Origin of the sequence: Nonomuraea sp. NPDC005983 (assembly GCF_040614375.1) — a bacterium.
GTDB lineage: Bacteria > Actinomycetota > Actinomycetes > Streptosporangiales > Streptosporangiaceae > Nonomuraea.
Window position 1 is genome coordinate 13346 of the sequence record NZ_JBEXUP010000008.1, and the last position, 15549, is coordinate 28894.

The window sequence follows — 15549 nt, forward strand, 5'->3', positions numbered from 1 at the left end:
GATCACACAACGTGATCTACACCTGCGACGGACGAAGAATACAGATCACTCGATCAACGGCTCCTGCCAGTACACCAGTACCCCCCAGCTACGGGGCACCGCTCCCCGTACGACCACGGCTTTACAGAAGTTCCTCCTCCCAGTCCGGCTCATCGGGGTTGCGTAACTGCCTGACGCCGGCGGGACCGAGGTCGGGCTGGGCAAAGGAGTAGGTGCCGATCACGTTGAGGTGCTGGCGGACGAAGGGCGATAGCCGCGCAACGTCTTCCTCAGCCAGCGGATAGGCCTCTGCCTTGAGCTGATCGAGAGCCCGGTCCATGTAGAAGGTGTTCCACAGGGTGACGCAGTTGAGCACCAGGCCGAGGGCACCGAGCTGGTCTTCCATACCCTTGTGATAGCTCTGGTAGAGCTCGCCCTTCCTGCCGTGGAAGATCTTCCCTGCCAGGGCATGCCGGAATTCCTACAGGTTGCGTACGCCCTTGATGTCGCGCCGGTAGGGCTCTTCGACGGCGTAGGTATCAGTTACGTGGAATCAGGCCATTTGGATGATCATTCTCCCGCTGGTCTCACCACGAACTGAGGAGAAGCGTTGGGCACGGTGGTCCTGGAGGAGAAGTGGCCCGTCCTGGGTCGACACGAGCGGGCGGCCGGGTGGCTTCGCATGTGGGCCGATCTGGGGCGTTCTCCCCGGACGATCGACGCGTACGCACGAGGGCTTGCCGAGTACCTCGACCAGTGCGAGCGGGAAGACGTCAACCCGGAGCAGGCGACCCGCGTTGCCGTGCCCCCGAAGCGAACGCGTCCACGTCCGCCGACAACGTCACCATCGCCGTCGTGCCGTCGGGGGCTTGCTGTTCCACCGTGATCCGCTCGGAGACGAACGCGGCGCGGGCGTTCCGCTGGGCCTTCAGGTACTCCACCGCGTCCAGCACGCTGCGGTCGGCGTTGGTCGACTCCAGATCGATCGACTCCACCAGCGTGAACAGAGCGGAGCGGTGCGAGCGGTAGTGCGGGTCCAGCAGCGGTAGGTAGTTGTTGCCATGATGGGCCGACACCGCCTCATGCGCGGCCGCCAGCGCCTCCAGACCACCCGCCTGCTCCAGAGCCTTGAGCACCAGCCTCCCGGCCCGCTCGGCCACGTCCCCCGGTGCCCCGCCCGCAGCGCCGGCTGCATCTGCGACCCGATCGGCAAGCTGCTGTTCACCGCGTTGGCGATGGTCGCGGAGTTCGAGGCGGACCTGACCCGGATGCGGACTCGCGAGGGAATGAAGATCGCCAAGGCCAAGGGGCGGCTGCGCGGTAAGAAGCCGAAACTGAACGCGCGGCAGGAGGCGCACCTGGTGGCACTGCACAAAGCGGGCGAGCACACCAGCGCCGAGCTGGCCGAGCTGTTCGGGGTGGCCCGCTCGACGGTGTATCGGGCGGTCGAGCGGGCGGCGGGAGGACAGGAGGCAGCCAAGAACTGACCGGGGCCTGAGGAACATCGGAGCCGGATCGTGCGCCAAGGGTGCGAGATCCTAGAGGTTCCCGGCCGCGCACTCGGTGCGGGCATCGGGTACTGGGAAGTGCGGTGGGACATGACCGTGAACGACAGCACGGTGCCCGCTCGTGCGGTGCGCTCGATGCTGCTGACCTTCGCGGCCGGTGCGGCCGTGGGCGTGCTGGGCGGGATGATCGGCCTAGGCGGCGCGGAGTTCCGGTTGCCGTTGCTGATCGGGTTGTTTGGCTTCGCCGCGCTGTCAGCGGTCATCTTGAACAAGGCGATGAGCCTGGTCGTGGTGCTCGCCGCCCTGCCCGCACGGCTGGCTGCCGTTTCGCTGGCCGAGTTGGGGGCGCACTGGAGCATCGCGGTCAACCTGCTGGCCGGAAGCCTGCTAGGCGCTTGGGCGGGGGCTTCCTGGGCGGTGCGGATGCGCACCGCCACCTTGTACAAGGTGCTGGCGGTGTTGATGGTGGTCATGGCCGGCGCTTTGGTACTCACCCACACCACCACGGTGGGCTCGCTGGTCCTGCCCGGTCCGGTGCAGGCGGTGGCGGGGGGCGTGGCCGGATTCGGCATCGGCGTAGTGGCCGCAATCATGGGTGTGGCCGGCGGGGAGTTGCTGATCCCTACGATCGTGCTGCTGTACGCCGTCGACATCAAAACCGCGGGCAGCCTGTCACTGCTGGTGTCGCTGCCCACGATGCTGGTGGCCTTCGCCCGCTACAGCCGCGACGGCAGCTTCGCCGCCCTGGGCGCCAACCTGCGCTTCGTCGCGGTCATGGTCGCGGGCTCAATCACCGGCGCCGTGCTGGGCGGCCTGCTGCTCGGCATGATCCCAGACCTGGTCCTCATCCCCCTCTTGGCCGCCGTCCTGCTGATCTCGGCGGTCAAACTGGCCCGCCACGCCCCTCCAGGACAGCCGCAATCCCAGTGATCACACTCATGAGCCCCAATCGCAGATAACCATCTTGCTCCGGCTCACCCGCGCGGCGCATACATGATCACGGCAACGCCAGCCAGACAGATCAACGCGCCGATGACGTCCCAGCGGTCGGGGCGGAACCCATCGACGATCATGCCCCAGGCCAGGGAGCCGGCGACGAACACGCCGCCGTAGGCGGCCAAGATGCGGCCGAAGTCGGCGTCCGGCTGCAGGGTGGCGACCAGCCCGTACAGGCCCAGCGCGACGACTCCGGCGCCGATCCACAGCAGGCCCCGCTGCTCGCGTACGCCTTGCCAGACCAGCCACGCGCCGCCGATCTCGGCGAGGGCGGCCAACGCGAACAGCAAAAAGGAGCGGGCGATCGTCATGGCTGGTAGTACAGCGCATCCCGGCGAAGGACCGGCCGCCGGGATGCCGCGGAGGCCGGCCCCGCGTGGCGGGGGCTCAGCATCCGCAGCCGCTCCCGCCGCAGCTCCCGGTCGCGGCGGCCGGGCGGGCAGTGCGGCGGCGGTGCAGCCACCACATACCCGCCGCGGCGGCGATCAGCATCCCGGCCACGGCCAGCAGCGTCTGCTCGGCGATGGCGGCGCCGGCGCCGGTGAGCAGTCCGGCGCCGATCAACAAGGGCAGGGCGCAGCAGGCGGCGCAGGCCAGGACCGCGAGGGCGGCGCTGACCTTGCTGCGCATAGGCGGCCCGCCACCGTCGGCGGCGTGCTCGCCTGACATCCGTCCACGCGTCAGGGCCACCGGGACGGGCGCATGGCCACGACGATGCTCGTGGGGCTGCTCGTGGGGCTGCTCGTGGGAGGTGCTCACGTCGTCAGTTCTCCTCGGGCCTGGACTTGAGCGGGGACGGGGCGTGGCCGTCGGCCAGGTTGGCGAAGGGCAGGGGGCAGTCGGGGCAGGTGCAGTTGGTCAGGCTGTCGCAGCCGGCGCTGACCACCGCGGTGAGTGCGGAACGGATGGTGGTCAGGTCGGCGATCCGCTCGTCCACCTCAGAGATCTTGGCCTGGGCGCGGGCGCGCAGGTCCGGCGTGGGGTGACCGCGCCGTCCGGTGTCGATCAGCTCGGCGACCTCGTCCAGAGTGAACCCGAGCCGCTGCGCGGCCTTGATCACCCGCAACAGCGTGACGATCTCCGGCGGGTAGGCGCGGTGCCCGCCGGGGCTGCGCGCTGGCTCGGCGATCAGCCCGCGCCGCTCGTAGTAGCGCAGCGTCTGCGGGTTGACCCCGGCCTGCTCGGCTACCTGGCCGCTGCGCAGGTACGGCCCGCCGACCTCCGGCAGTGCGAGGTCCTGCCTCATGACGGCTGACCCGTCGGCGTATCGGCCCTACCCGTGCGGCTGTCTCCGGCCGGAAGCCCGGCGGCCGCAGCGGCGCGGGCCTGCAGCGCGTCGAGCACGTCAGCGTACTCGGCGGGCACCGCCACCTCCAGGGCCAGGCCGCCGCCCGCGATGGTGAGGGTGAAGGTGAAGAAGGAGCAGCAGCCGTTCTCCCGCGCGGTCAGCTCGGCTGCCCGCGCGGCGTGCTCGGGGTTGAAGGCGAGCTCCAGGCGCAGGCGTTCGCGACCGGGGCGCTGCACCGCCTGGACCGCCTCGGCGAACAAGGCGTCGAACTCTGCCACACGCAACGGTTGCTCGGCGGTCGGCAGGGTGCACGCGGACGGGACCCACCCCTGATCGAGGGCGATGTTCTGTGTCATAAACCGACGGTAAGCCTGTACCTGGGTACCGGATGCAAGCCCTCAAGCGGCGGCAGGATCCGGACCGATCCCCCGAGGCTTGCGAGAGTCGCCAGCGCTAATTTCTACGCTCATCCTCCTCGCAGGCCGGACAGGGCTTAGCGCACGATCTGGTTGCAGATGTTCCTCAGGCCCCTGACCGGGGCGGCGCTGGCTGACCGCCCCGGTCATCACTCAGGCGAGCAGCTCCGGTTTGTCTTCGTCGTCGGGGTCGTCGGCGGCGTTGAGGGCCAGGGCCTCGCGCAGCCAGCCCAGCTCGTCCGGATACAGCGCCACGGTGCTCCAGCGACAGGCCGCGGCCTTCTCGGGCAGGTCGTCGTCGCCCTCGTAGGCGCCGGGCAGTTTCACCGCGATCCAGACCTCTTCACCGAGGAGTTCCGCGGCCTCGCGCAGCCGTACCACGGTGGGGTCGGTGGTGAGGCTGTGGGCGGGATCGAGGTCGTCGAGGTCGATGCCGTAGTCGCTGTCGGTGTCGTGGGTGCCCATCAGTCCGGCGGTGCGCACCACCGCCAGCGCCGGGCGCTGCTGAGCGGGGGGTGCGGGTGCCCTCCAGCAGGTTGGCGTAGGCCTCGAACGCGGCTTGGGGGTGCATGGCCAGCGCCTCGCCCAGGATCCACCATTCCAGCCCGGCGGCCAGGGCACTCGGCGGCTCGATCGACCGGACCCGGAGCTCGGCCAGCAGCCCGTCCCTGACCAGCTCGTAGCGGCGTTCCTTCTGCGCATAGCCGCCGGCCAGCCAGTCGACCAGCTTGTCCGCGTCGGCGACCGTGCACTGGCGAAACCCGTGGTGGGCGCGGATCTCCGCCCGGTGCCGCTCGGTCGTGCGGCCGCTCCACTCGTCAAAGCCCAGCGAGGCGGCGTCGACCTTGAGCTGGCGGGCGACGAACTCGACGGCGTCGTCATGCAGTTCGACCCGGCTCCGGGGAAACCGCCCGAACCGGCCGTATGCAGTTCGACCCGGCTCCGGGGAAACCGCCCGAACCGGCCGTAGAACTTCAACAGCAGCGCGAACCCGAGCTGCGTGTCGCGGTGCTTGACCGCGACCAGGTCCTGCTCAGCACCGACCAGCGTCCAGTGCTCAACCAGGTCCCCGAGATTCAACGAGGATCGATTCACAGCCGCAGATCATTACGGCGGGCACAACCCCGGCAACAGCCCTCAAACCATGATCAACTATTTGGCGGCGGGTGTCACGGTTCTTTCCAACACCCCATCTGGGCGCGGGCGGCCAGGATCTGCTCACGCGTGGCGCGTCGGCGCGCAGTCGTTTCGGCGAACCGCAAGCGCCTCCGGACGACCTGCGAACCAGACGCGCCTTCACACCTGCTCGTGCTGGCTTGTCGGACTAGCCTGGCTTGTCGTGTGGACATATCGGCCACTGGCCAGCACGCCGACGAGCGAGAGTGCGGCGAGTGCGACGAGCCAGAACGCCGGCGCGAGGGGCGTGTCGAGGGTTGCGAGCAGCCAGGTGACGGCGACCGGCGTGAGGCCGCCGAAGAGGACGGCGCCCACGTTATAACTGATGGACAGGCCGGTTCCCCGGGCTGTGGTCGGGAAGAGTTCGGCCATGCGGGCGGCGAGGGGTCCGGTGTACCAGGGTTTGATCAGCCCCATCAGCGTCATGACGATGGCCATCGTGGCAAAACTCGGCGCGGCTTGGAAGAGCAGGAACAGCGGGATGCCGGAGACGGCGATGCCCGCCGCCGCGATGGTGAGCATCTTGGTGCGGCCGATGACGTCGGAGACGTGGCCGGCGAGCGGAGCGATCAGCACCATGATGGAGCCGGTGATGATGACAGTGGTGAAGCTGGTCGACGCGGGCAGATCGTATTGCCGGATGGCGTACGTCGGCATGTAGGTGATCAGATAGGAGTAGGCAGTGGACACTGCGAGGATCCCGATGCAGAGCGCCATCCTGGTCTTGTGTGAGCGCAGTGTCTGAACCACGGGCTGCTTCAGCTGGTCAGCGCGGCGCGCCTGGCTGAACTCCGGTGTCTCGCTGAGGTTCTTGCGGATGTAATAGCCGACAGGGCCGAGCAGCAGACCGAACGCGAAGGGAACTCGCCAGCCCCACGCCTCGAACTGCGCGTCAGTCAGGGTGCTGCTGGTGATCGCGAGCAGCAGGGTGGCCAGAACTGTGGCGAAGGCCTGGCTGGCGCCCTGCCAGCTGGCCATGAAGCCGCGCCGGTTGGCGTTCTGCTCGACGAGATAGCCCGTGGCGCTGCCGAACTCTCCGCCCGCGGAGAAGCCTTGCAGCAGCATCGCGAGCACCATGCCGATCGGTGCGGCGATACCGATCGTGTTGTAGCCGGGCAGTAACGTGATAATCAGCGTGGCGAGCACCATGATGCGGATGGAAGCCATCAATGCGGGCATCCGGCCCGCGCGGTCGGCGTAGGCGCCCAGCACGAGCGCGCCGATCGGGCGGACGACATAGGCTAGCGCGACGGTGCCGAATGCCAGGAGCAGTGAGCTTGTCTCATCCTGGCTGGGAAAGAATTGTTTCGCGATGGTGCTGGCAGCCAGGGTGTACGCAGTGAAGCTGAGCCATTCCAGCGCGTTCCCGACCGATGCTGCGGCCACGGGCCGCCACATGCCGGTCATATTGCACCACCGATGCTGCGCAGGACCGCGGCCGCGGTCACGATGCCGTCATGGAACCGGGCGAGTTCGAAGTTCTCGTTCGGAGCGTGGTTGCGCTCGTCGACGTTGGCCAGCGGAATGCCGTAGCAGGGCAGTCCGAGCCCGTCGGTGATGCCCGCGATCGGCAGGCTGCCTCCCATCGCAGGGGCGAACAGCGCTGACTTGTCCGCCGTGGCGCTCACCCCGTCGAGCACCGCCTGCGCATAGGGCGCGTCCAGCAAGGTACGCGAAGACTCCATCATGGCCTTGAAGACGACCTCGGCGCGCGGAAGCCGGGCGGCCACGTGCTTGCGCACCGCATCGACGACCGTGGCGGCCCGTTGGCCGCAGGCGAGCCGCATGTCACAGCGGGCGATCGCGACCGACGGGATCACCGACCGGTGCTCCTGATTGTCCAGGCACGTGAGCGAGTTGATGGTGAAGGTGGGCAGCGCCAACCGCTCGTTGACCCCGGCATCGCCGCACGCGTCCATGCGGTCGAGCCCGACCCCGGCGAGCAGCTCCTGCGGGGCCACGGGCAGCGCGTCAAGTGCCGCACGCTCGGCAGCGGTCAACTCGGTGGTGCCGGCGTCGTAACCCTCGATGAGGGTGCGCCCATCGGGTGCCCGCATCGTTGACAGCAGCCACACCAGCTCCCACGCCGGGTTGGCCGCGACGTTGCCCCAGTTCCCCGAATGCAACGCGCTATCCGCGCCCCGGACCGTGATCTCGAAACTCACCACACCGCGCACACCGAGCAATACCGTCGGCTCGTAGCTGTCGTGAACCGGCCCGTCGCTCCACACCGCGACGTCCGCGTCGAGGTCCGCGCGCATCCCTGCGAGCGTGGCCGCGAGATGCGGACTGCCGATCTCCTCCTCACCGTCGAGGAGCACCGTCACCGAGCAGGGCAGCCCCTCCTTGCTCGCGCGCAGCGCGCGCACGGCGAGCAGCTGCGCGAAATGCTGCCCCTTGTTGTCACCTGTGCCGCGCCCATACATCCGGCCATCACGGATCGCGGCCTCGAACGGCGGGCTGTCCCACTGCTCGAGCGGGCCGGCGGGCTGCACGTCGTAGTGCCCGTAGATCACCACGTGCGGGCTGCCCTCGGGACCCGGCGCGTGACCAGCCACCAGCGGCCACCCGCCCGTCTCGACGAGCCGCGGCGCGAGGCCGCTCGCGGCCAGCAATCCCTTGGCGTGCTCGGCTGCCTCCGGCATGCCCTGCCCGGTGGCACTGACGCTCGGCACCCCGATCCAGTCGGCCAGCTCCTGTTCGTGCCGCGCCCGGTTACGCGCCACGTATTCTTTGATGTCCTCGATCGATTCCATGCCACCGCCCCTTGCCATTGCCTCCACAAAGTGAAATCGATCTCAATGATGAACATCGGTTATACTGCTGTCAATGGCTGAATCCATGCTGTCGACGGCTGAACCGGAACCGCGCAGGCGGGCAACCCCGCAAGACCTGCGCGCCCTGACACACCCGCTGAGCTGGCGCATTCTGCGCCTCTGCCTGGAGAGATCACAGACCAACCAGCAACTCGCACAGCGGCTCGGCGTCTCGCCGGCCACACTGCTGCGCCGAGTGCGAGCCCTCACCGACTCCGGCTTCCTCATCGTCGAGCCACCCCGTCAGGGCGAACATGGAGCATGGGAACGCCCCTACCGCGCCACCGGTGCAACCTGGCGTCTCGACCTCGGCACAGATGCCGACCAACTGACCGGTCAGATCGACCTGGCTATCGTCGACGCCCACCGCGCCGAACTCGTCGAGAACGGCCCGACCCCCAACCAGCACACCCGGCGCGCGATCCTGCACCTCGACGCCGAGGCCCGCGCGGAACTAGACCAGCGGATCGACGCCCTCCTCGACGAATTCGAGAACCGATCCACACCGGATGGCACGCCAATAGCCATCCTGTGGAACGCGGTCGAGCAGGGAAACACGCCGTAGGGCAGGCGCGCCAGGCCGTGAACGCAGTGGCGTTGGCGTTCGAGGTGGGATCGCCGGTTGGCGTCCAGGTCATCGCTGCGGTCGACGCCGGCGGCGATCGAAGCTGCCACCAGCGGTCGGCGCCGGGCCTGGCCGCTCCCCCGCGGGCTTGACCTTCACGTATACGTCAATGTCTACGGTCGGGGGCCATGAACGCACGAGAGATCCGCCTCGCCCCCCGCCCTCAAGGTCTCCCCAGCCCCGACGCCTCCCAACTCGCCGAGATCGCGATCCCCGACCCGGCCCCCGGCCAGGCCCTCATCCGCAACCTGTACATGTCACTCGACCCCGGCATGCTCATGCTGATCGGCGCCTATCCGGATATCCGACGCCCCCGTACGAGGTCGGCGCACCCCCGTCCGGCGACGCCATCGGCGAGGTCGCGGCCTCGGGCGAGCCATCCGTCAAGCTCGTCGACGGCGAGCACACCGCGGCGAGAACTCCGACATCGACACCGTCGCGGACCTCCTGGCGCTCAGCATCGACGTCCTCGTCGTCACCCACCGCGCCCGCGGATGCACCGTGCACACGGCGTCACGGTCGCTGCAGGTCCCCGGCGTCACCGTGGATCCCGTAGACGTCACCGGCGCCGGAGACACCTTCGGCAGCTCATTCATCCATGGACTGAGCCGCACCGGTGACCTGGAACTGGTCGCCCGGTTCGCCAACGCCGCGGCGGCACGGTCCGTCACCGTCATGGGGCCGCAAGGCGGCGTCGCATCAACGGAGGAGGTCATGGCGTTCATGGCGGAACACCACCTCCTCACGCCCAGGGAGTTCGGCTGCTTCGCCACAGGCGACAGAGGCGTCACCGACTCCGAGCGCCCCGAAGCCGGCCACGGCCCAGCTGATGAGAACGCGAGCTGATCGAGTCACAGGCGGCTGGCCCCCTTCGACGTAGGCGACGACCGCGGGATCCGGCAGAGGACGTCCACGACCCGGCCGTGATCATGACCACGTCACGGCCGGAGAACTTCAGCGACACCCAAGGCATCAAACCCGCTGTGCAGGAACTGATCGCGGGAGACCCGCAGCGCATCGACGGGTACTGGCTGGCCGGACGTCTCGGCTCGGGCGGCCAGGGGGTCGTCTATGACGCCTACGACGGCGAGGGCCACAGGGTCGCGATCAAAGTCCTTCACTCCTCCGAGGAGAAGATGCGCGACCAGTTGGCGAAGGAGGCGGCGGTCACCCAGCGGGTCGCGTCGTTCTGCACCGCCAGAGTGCTGGCCGTACAGACCGACGCGCGCAAGCCGTACATCGTCAGCGAGTACGTGGCCGGCCCCAGCCTCCGAGCGGCGCAGCGGATCTTCATCGGTGACGACCTGCACCGCCTGGGCACCGCGATCGCGACCGCACTGACCACCATCCACGACGCAGGCGTCACGCACCGCGACCTCAAGCCCGACAACGTCCTGCTCTCCCCCGACGGGCCACGCGTGATCGACTTCGGCATCGCGCGTACCCAGGACATGTCACTGACGGCGACCGGACTGGTGACAGGTACGCCGACCTACATGGCGCCAGAGGTGTTCACCGGCCAGCGCGCCGACACCAAGGCCGACGTGTTCGCCTGGGGCGCGATCATGGTGTTCGCCGCCACCGGAGAGGACCCGTTCAAAGCCGACAATCTCGGCGGCGTCATGCACCGCGTGCTGTCCGTCCATCCCGACCTGAGCACCATGCCGCGCAACCTGCGCCCCCTGGTCGAGGCCGCACTGGAGAAGGACCCGGCCACCCGCCCGTCCGCGCGTGACCTGCTGCTCGCACTGGTCAGCGGCGACGACGCCGACACGCGCGGACTGCTGACAAAGGGAAGCCGCACCGCCAGGGACTTGCACGTACCTGAGACGGTCGACCCGGCACTCGGCACACTCGCCGAGGACGCCTACGGCGCGCTCACACCTGAGACGCGCGAGCTCGTACCCGAAGTGTTCCTACGGTTCGTCTCCGTCGACCAGGACGGGCGCGAGTCCGGCCGTCGCGTGTCCATCGAGGAACTCCTCGAGGGGCGACCCGAGCGGGAGACCGTGATAATCGAGCACATCTTGCAGACGTTCTCCTATCTGATCACGCGCAAGGGCGACGACGTCGCGCTGACCCGTCCCGCCCTGCTGCGCGCCTGGCCCCGGCTCCGGCAGTGGATCGACGCCGACCGTGACGGCCTGCCCGTCCTCAATCAGATCACCACAGCGGCGCGCTACTGGGCCGACCATGGCCGCAGGATCGGCGACCTGCTGCAGGGAAGCCGCCTGGAACACGCCCTGAGCTGGGCGACGACAGGCCGCAGGCATCTGACGCTGACCCCGCAGGAGCGCGACTTCCTCACTGCAGGCACGCTGCTGACCAAGAAACGCGCCCGCCGCAGGCGGCTGACCATCGCAGCACTGGCGGGACTTCTGGTCGTCGCCCTCGTGGCCGGCGGCCTCGCTGTACGACAGAGCGAGGTCGTCGCCGAGCAACGAGACAGAGCGACGGGCAGACAACTCGCCGTCGAGGCCGACCAGTTGCGCACCGCCGACCCGGCCAAGGCGATGCTGCTGAGCGTGGCCGGATGGCGGCTCGCGCCCGACGCCGAGACCAGATCCAGCATGACGGCCTCGCTCTATCGGCCGGAAAGCGCCGCCTTCCGGCAGCCGGCCGCCAAGGGCCTCACGCTGCGGGCGGTCAGCGGCGACGGACGCAGGCTGGCCAGCGTGAGCGAGGACGGAGTCCGGGTGTACGACGTACGCACGCGCAGACGGACCGCGTTCTGGGCCTGGCCGGGCGGCCATGACGGCTTCCCGACCGGCGCCGCGCTGAGCCCGAGCGGCAGCTTGCTCATCACGGCCACGCAAGGCCAGGTCACCGCGTGGGACGTGATGACAGGCAGGAAGCGCGCGCAGCACCCGGTCCACCAGGGTGCGCCACTGATCCGAGTGGCCTTCGGCGATCACGAGTGGATCGTCGCAATCACGATCGAGCGCGAGATCGAGTCCCTTTGGGACGTGCGCACCGGCAGAGCGGTCAAGGTCCCGCTGGAGTCGGTGGAGAGCATGAGCATCTCCGCCGACGGCCGCACACTGGCAGCAATCCGGATGGGCAGACTCCACGTGCTGCGGCTGCCCGACATGACAGAGGACACGCGCTTTCGCAGAACCTGCGGCAGAATCGTCGCCTTCAGCCCCGACAGCAGGCACCTGCTCTGCGTGCGAGGCACCATCACCACATACGACCTGGCGAGCGGCACCAGAGTGACCTCCCCCGACGGCGAATGGCGGTGGACGGCAACAGGCTCGCCGGCCGAGCTCGACGAAGCGGCGCACACCGGTATGCGGTTCAGCCGAGACGGCAGGCTGCTTCTCGGGTTCGCCGACGAGTCGATCCGACTGTGGGACGCGACGACGGGCGCCGTGCTGTTCACCCACCGAACCGAAGGCACGGCCTCCGATGCCTGGCTCGACCCCGACAATCGGACGATCCGCTACCTCCAGGACGACTCTGTCGTCAGCCTCGACGCGCGGCCCAACGTCTTGGCGACCAAAATGCCGAAAAGCGGTTCCGGCCAGGCGATCAGCCCCGACGGCCGCTGGATCGCCACAGGCGGGGAGAACTCCCCGATCCGCATCTGGGACGTCCAGGCACGCAGGTTCACCGGGACGCTGCCCGGCTCCGAGAAAGCCTCAGACGAAGCGGTCTTCGACAGACAGGGCCACATGCTGGTCACCCAGGAGATGAACGGCGAATTTCGCGCGTGGGAGGTGGCGACGCACACGCTTCGGTGGAAACGTCCCATCCCCAAAGACAGCGAGGTTTCCGGAATGGCCTTCACCCCGGACGGCAAGTCGTTCGTCGCGGCGATCGGCGCCCCGAACTCGTCAGGCCACGGCCAGCACCTGCTGACGCTGGACGCTGCCAGCGGGCGGCAGACCAACAAGGCGCCACTGGAGACCGACGCAGGAGCCATCGCCTTCTCCGCAGACGGCCAGTCGCTGATCTCGGTCTACGGCAGGATCCTCGATCCACGCACCGGCAGCCCCGTAGGCACCGGCTTCAACACCACCGACGAGAACTCGGTCATCGCCACCAGCCCTGCCGGGCCGCTGATGGCCGTCAGCGGCGTCGACGGAACGGTGGCACTGTGGGACTCCCGGCAACAGACCGCGTTGTCTCCGATGCTGCGCGGAACGCCGGGCGGCACCCCGGGCCGTCTCGCCTTCTCCCCGGACGGCGCGCTCGTGGCCGCCATCACCGAGTCCGAGACCACCAAGCTGGTCCAGCTCTGGGATGTCGCCACCAAGCGCCGCCTGGCCGCGGTTCCGCTCTACGTCGACTTCGTCACCGCGCTGGGCTTCACCGGCGACAGCGCCCTGCTGATCGTCACCGACCAGCAGGGCACCGTGACCACGCTGCCGGTCTCCGGCGATCGGATCGCCAGGGCCGTATGCCGACGAGCCGGACGCACGCTGACTCCGGCAGAGTGGAAGCAGCACCTGGGTGACGTCACCTATCGCGAGATCTGCCCAGCCGGGTAGTACCGGGTAGTTCCGGCCACACGGCTGTCCGGCCACCGGGGACGAGGAGCGGGTCGAGGCAGCCCTCGCCGAACTCGCTGCCGGGCTTGGCCTAGTAAAGGACGACCGCAAGCCGGCCATCCTGATCACGGCTGCTGCCATGATCACAACATCCAGCGATCTTCCATCGGAAAATGGCGAACCATGAAGCACTCCGCAACGGTGGCCCCGGCTGACGCCACCGTGATCACCAGGGCGTGGGCCCGCCTCGGCGACGCCACCGTCGTGACCATGCACAAGCTCCCAGGCCGCAGTCACCGGGTCTACGAATGCGTGGACTCCGACGGGCGCCTCTCCATCGTCCGCCTGGCAGACGCGCGGCGAGCTCGCTTCGACCTCGAACTCGCCCTGGCCGCCCCCTGCGCGGAAGCCGGCGTGCCCGTCCCCGTGGTGCGGCATGTCGGCGTCGAGGAGACCGAGCACGAAGCGGTCGCGGTCATGGTGCAGGACAAGGCCGCTGGTCAGACACTGTCCAGTCTCACCGGACGGCTCGGCCCGCAGGCCACGGCGGCGATACTGCGCCAGGCAGGCGAGGTGCTGGCGAGCATCCACAGCGTGCCCACCCAGGGATTCGGCTCGCTCAACGCCGACCTGCGAGGGCCCTCGACCACGTTCGGAGCATGGTTCATCGACGAACTCGACGGCAAGCTGGCGCAGGCACGCCGCATCGAACCCGACGCGGGGCCGATCCTCGACCAGGCCATGGACTTGCTGCACACGCATCGGGACCTGCTCGACGACTCCCCCGCAGGCCTGGCCCACGGCGATTTCAGCCCCGACAACATCCTGGCCGCAGACGGACGCGTCACCGCGGTCATCGACTGGGAGGCGGCCAAGAGCGGGCCTCCCGAGCTGGACATCGGCTGGTGGGACTGCTTCTTCGAGACTCCCGCCACACCCGTCAGCCGGGTGATCGAAGGGTATGAACTGACCAAGTCCTTCGACCCCTCCCGGCTGTCCGTGCTCCGCCATCTGACTGTTCTCAGAGTCATGAGCGGGCACTTCTCCTGGACCCTCTCCGTCGGAGACCGCGACGGGGTCGCCCGAGCCGCCGAGCGCATCACCCAGGAGGTGGGCAGTGCCCACCGCTGGAGTTGATCCAGGAAACCTCCTGGCCACGCGGATCCGAGAGACGGCCCCTGTCATGGCTTCCAGGCGGTGAGCTGGAAGAGCCGGGCAGTGTGCATGTAGGGCGGGCGGGCGGTGGTGGCGAGTTCGAGGCGTTCGAGGGCGGCGTAGAAGTCCGGTTCATGCTTGCGGGCGTCGTCGGTGATGTAGTCGCAGAAGCTGCGGATGCCGTAGTGGGCGACGTCCCGGCATCCGAGCTTCCGCAGGGTGGAAATGATCTCGTCGGCCGTGTGGAGTGTCAGCGCCGAGTTGAACATCTGCGTCCGTGCCTGGTCGGTGTCGAGAGCGGCGAGCGCGGCCGCGGGGTCCATCTCCCGGACGGCGATGTTCAAGGGCGCCGAATGCCGGTTGATCGCCATGACGGAGATGAGGCCCCCGGGCTTCAGCGGGGAGAGTGCCGAGGCGAGAGTGCCTGGGACGTCGTCCATGTATTGCAGGAGGTTATGGCAGAGCACGACATCGAACTCCCCGTTGACGAGGTCGCGGGGCAGATCGGTAGCGTCGGCCTCGACGCAGCTGATCAGCTCTGTCACGCCGCCTGCCACGGCTCGCTCGGTGGCCGCGGCGAGCATGGCGGGCGCACAGTCGACGATGGTGACATGGTTCCCGCGGGCCGCGAGGCGGATGGCGTCTCCGCCGTCGCCGCCGGCGAGGTCGAGTACTCTCAGCGGTTCGCCGCCCAGGCCGTCGAGGTGACGGAGCAGGTTTGCCTCGGCGATCGAGTAGCGCAGTCGGCCCCAGGGGGCGTCCTGCCACTCCTGCCAGGTGGTCATCGCGGTGTTGAACTTCGCAGGCGTTTCAGGCATCTGGCGACGATAGCGGCCTGACCATGCTGGCGTAGGTCTTCTCGGTGCTGAATCCCCGGCCCGCCGCTCGCAGCCCTGCCACATACGCGCACGCCTCGACATGCAACCCGAAGTCCTCATCGACCACCACCCACAACACCGACTCGTCGGACGTGCGCCTGCTGGCCTGTATCGCCGTGCTGGCTGGTTGGTGCTGGGGTTTTGGTTTGTGGGATTAAGGGCGGAGATTTCCACGAACCCACCGCCTTTACAAAGTAGATTTTTAAGTGTGGCGAGGTC

At 68.5% G+C, this 15549-nt stretch carries 15 protein-coding genes and 3 pseudogenes; 7 read left to right on the forward strand and 11 right to left on the reverse strand.

The window, feature by feature from the left end; all coding sequences use genetic code 11:
* Window positions 1-121 precede the first annotated feature (121 nt).
* Together ABZ297_RS06325 and ABZ297_RS06330 are read right to left on the reverse strand one after the other, a co-directional pair.
* Window positions 122-448 (reverse strand): annotated as a pseudogene (locus tag ABZ297_RS06325) (Tn3 family transposase); the annotation flags it as partial.
* A 304-nt stretch (window positions 449-752) separates the two neighbouring features.
* Window positions 753-1055, reverse strand: coding sequence for a hypothetical protein (locus ABZ297_RS06330; protein ID WP_355340269.1), 303 nt, complete (start codon window positions 1053-1055; stop codon window positions 753-755).
* Here ABZ297_RS06330 and ABZ297_RS06335 point away from each other — a divergent pair.
* Window positions 1041-1466 (forward strand): helix-turn-helix domain-containing protein, encoded by a 426-nt coding sequence (locus tag ABZ297_RS06335; protein ID WP_355340272.1) that lies wholly within the window; start codon window positions 1041-1043, stop codon window positions 1464-1466. The two genes, ABZ297_RS06330 and ABZ297_RS06335, sit on opposite strands and share 15 nt — an antisense overlap.
* 111 nt (window positions 1467-1577) lie before the next feature.
* Window positions 1578-2417, forward strand: coding sequence for a sulfite exporter TauE/SafE family protein (locus ABZ297_RS06340; RefSeq protein ID WP_355340275.1), 840 nt, complete (start codon window positions 1578-1580; stop codon window positions 2415-2417).
* Between the two features lie 44 nt (window positions 2418-2461).
* Here the strand turns inward: ABZ297_RS06340 and ABZ297_RS06345 are convergent, their stop codons facing one another.
* The 8 genes and pseudogenes from ABZ297_RS06345 to ABZ297_RS06380 all read right to left on the reverse strand — a co-directional run bounded on the left by ABZ297_RS06345 (window position 2462) and on the right by ABZ297_RS06380 (window position 8119).
* Window positions 2462-2794 carry a YnfA family protein gene (locus ABZ297_RS06345; protein WP_355340278.1) on the reverse strand — a complete coding sequence of 111 codons (333 nt, stop codon included), beginning with the start codon at window positions 2792-2794 and terminating at the stop codon, window positions 2462-2464.
* Window positions 2795-2870: 76 nt separating this feature from the next.
* Window positions 2871-3242, reverse strand: coding sequence for a hypothetical protein (locus tag ABZ297_RS06350; protein WP_355340281.1), 372 nt, complete (start codon window positions 3240-3242; stop codon window positions 2871-2873).
* Window positions 3243-3246: 4 nt separating this feature from the next.
* Window positions 3247-3729, reverse strand: a complete 483-nt coding sequence (locus ABZ297_RS06355) for a MerR family transcriptional regulator (protein ID WP_355340284.1) — start codon at window positions 3727-3729, stop codon at window positions 3247-3249.
* Window positions 3726-4127 (reverse strand): hypothetical protein, encoded by a 402-nt coding sequence (locus ABZ297_RS06360; protein WP_355340287.1) that lies wholly within the window; start codon window positions 4125-4127, stop codon window positions 3726-3728. Before ABZ297_RS06360 ends, ABZ297_RS06355 begins: the two co-directional genes overlap by 4 nt.
* A 213-nt stretch (window positions 4128-4340) precedes the next feature.
* Window positions 4341-4670: a hypothetical protein gene (locus tag ABZ297_RS06365; protein WP_355340290.1), complete on the reverse strand. Its 330-nt coding sequence runs from the start codon at window positions 4668-4670 to the stop codon at window positions 4341-4343.
* Window positions 4671-4815: 145 nt separating this feature from the next.
* Window positions 4816-5088 (reverse strand): annotated as a pseudogene (locus ABZ297_RS06370) (DUF4158 domain-containing protein); the annotation flags it as partial.
* A 395-nt stretch (window positions 5089-5483) separates the two neighbouring features.
* Window positions 5484-6770 (reverse strand): MFS transporter, encoded by a 1287-nt coding sequence (locus ABZ297_RS06375; protein ID WP_355340293.1) that lies wholly within the window; start codon window positions 6768-6770, stop codon window positions 5484-5486.
* On the reverse strand, window positions 6767-8119 hold the full coding sequence (locus tag ABZ297_RS06380) for a M20/M25/M40 family metallo-hydrolase (RefSeq protein WP_355340296.1): 1353 nt from the start codon (window positions 8117-8119) through the stop codon (window positions 6767-6769). The genes ABZ297_RS06375 and ABZ297_RS06380 overlap by 4 nt, the downstream gene beginning before the upstream one ends.
* Window positions 8120-8192: 73 nt before the next feature.
* Here ABZ297_RS06380 and ABZ297_RS06385 point away from each other — a divergent pair, with 73 nt between their 5' ends.
* The 5 genes and pseudogenes from ABZ297_RS06385 to ABZ297_RS06405 all read left to right on the forward strand — a co-directional run bounded on the left by ABZ297_RS06385 (window position 8193) and on the right by ABZ297_RS06405 (window position 14434).
* Entirely contained in the window at window positions 8193-8744 is a 552-nt protein-coding gene (locus ABZ297_RS06385; RefSeq protein WP_355340299.1) for a winged helix-turn-helix domain-containing protein, read from the forward strand.
* A gap of 188 nt (window positions 8745-8932) precedes the next feature.
* Window positions 8933-9073, forward strand: a pseudogene (locus tag ABZ297_RS06390) (NADP-dependent oxidoreductase); the annotation flags it as partial.
* Window positions 9074-9230: 157 nt separating this feature from the next.
* Window positions 9231-9650, forward strand: a complete 420-nt coding sequence (locus ABZ297_RS06395; protein WP_355340533.1) for a carbohydrate kinase family protein — start codon at window positions 9231-9233, stop codon at window positions 9648-9650.
* Window positions 9651-9733: 83 nt separating this feature from the next.
* The gene (locus tag ABZ297_RS06400) at window positions 9734-13297 is read left to right on the forward strand and encodes a serine/threonine-protein kinase (RefSeq protein ID WP_355340302.1); all 3564 of its coding nucleotides are present in this window, start codon (window positions 9734-9736) and stop codon (window positions 13295-13297) included.
* A 183-nt stretch (window positions 13298-13480) separates the two neighbouring features.
* Window positions 13481-14434: a phosphotransferase gene (locus tag ABZ297_RS06405; RefSeq protein ID WP_355340305.1), complete on the forward strand. Its 954-nt coding sequence runs from the start codon at window positions 13481-13483 to the stop codon at window positions 14432-14434.
* Between the two features lie 44 nt (window positions 14435-14478).
* Here ABZ297_RS06405 and ABZ297_RS06410 read toward each other — a convergent pair whose 3' ends face one another.
* Window positions 14479-15270: a methyltransferase domain-containing protein gene (locus tag ABZ297_RS06410; protein ID WP_355340308.1), complete on the reverse strand. Its 792-nt coding sequence runs from the start codon at window positions 15268-15270 to the stop codon at window positions 14479-14481.
* Between the last annotated feature and the right edge of the window lie 279 nt (window positions 15271-15549).

Bases quoted from the DNA above. Each gene is read 5' to 3' on its own strand.
- ABZ297_RS06335 (WP_355340272.1), top strand. From the start codon at position 1,041: ATGATGGGCCGACACCGCCTCATGCGCGGCCGCCAGCGCCTCCAGACC.
- ABZ297_RS06340 (WP_355340275.1), top strand. From the start codon at position 1,578: ATGACCGTGAACGACAGCACGGTGCCCGCTCGTGCGGTGCGCTCGATG.
- ABZ297_RS06345 (WP_355340278.1), bottom strand. From the start codon at position 2,794: ATGACGATCGCCCGCTCCTTTTTGCTGTTCGCGTTGGCCGCCCTCGCC.
- ABZ297_RS06355 (WP_355340284.1), bottom strand. From the start codon at position 3,729: ATGAGGCAGGACCTCGCACTGCCGGAGGTCGGCGGGCCGTACCTGCGC.
- ABZ297_RS06360 (WP_355340287.1), bottom strand. From the start codon at position 4,127: ATGACACAGAACATCGCCCTCGATCAGGGGTGGGTCCCGTCCGCGTGC.
- ABZ297_RS06375 (WP_355340293.1), bottom strand. From the start codon at position 6,770: ATGACCGGCATGTGGCGGCCCGTGGCCGCAGCATCGGTCGGGAACGCG.
- ABZ297_RS06380 (WP_355340296.1), bottom strand. From the start codon at position 8,119: ATGGAATCGATCGAGGACATCAAAGAATACGTGGCGCGTAACCGGGCG.
- ABZ297_RS06385 (WP_355340299.1), top strand. From the start codon at position 8,193: ATGGCTGAATCCATGCTGTCGACGGCTGAACCGGAACCGCGCAGGCGG.
- ABZ297_RS06400 (WP_355340302.1), top strand. From the start codon at position 9,734: ATGACCACGTCACGGCCGGAGAACTTCAGCGACACCCAAGGCATCAAA.
- ABZ297_RS06405 (WP_355340305.1), top strand. From the start codon at position 13,481: ATGAAGCACTCCGCAACGGTGGCCCCGGCTGACGCCACCGTGATCACC.
- ABZ297_RS06410 (WP_355340308.1), bottom strand. From the start codon at position 15,270: ATGCCTGAAACGCCTGCGAAGTTCAACACCGCGATGACCACCTGGCAG.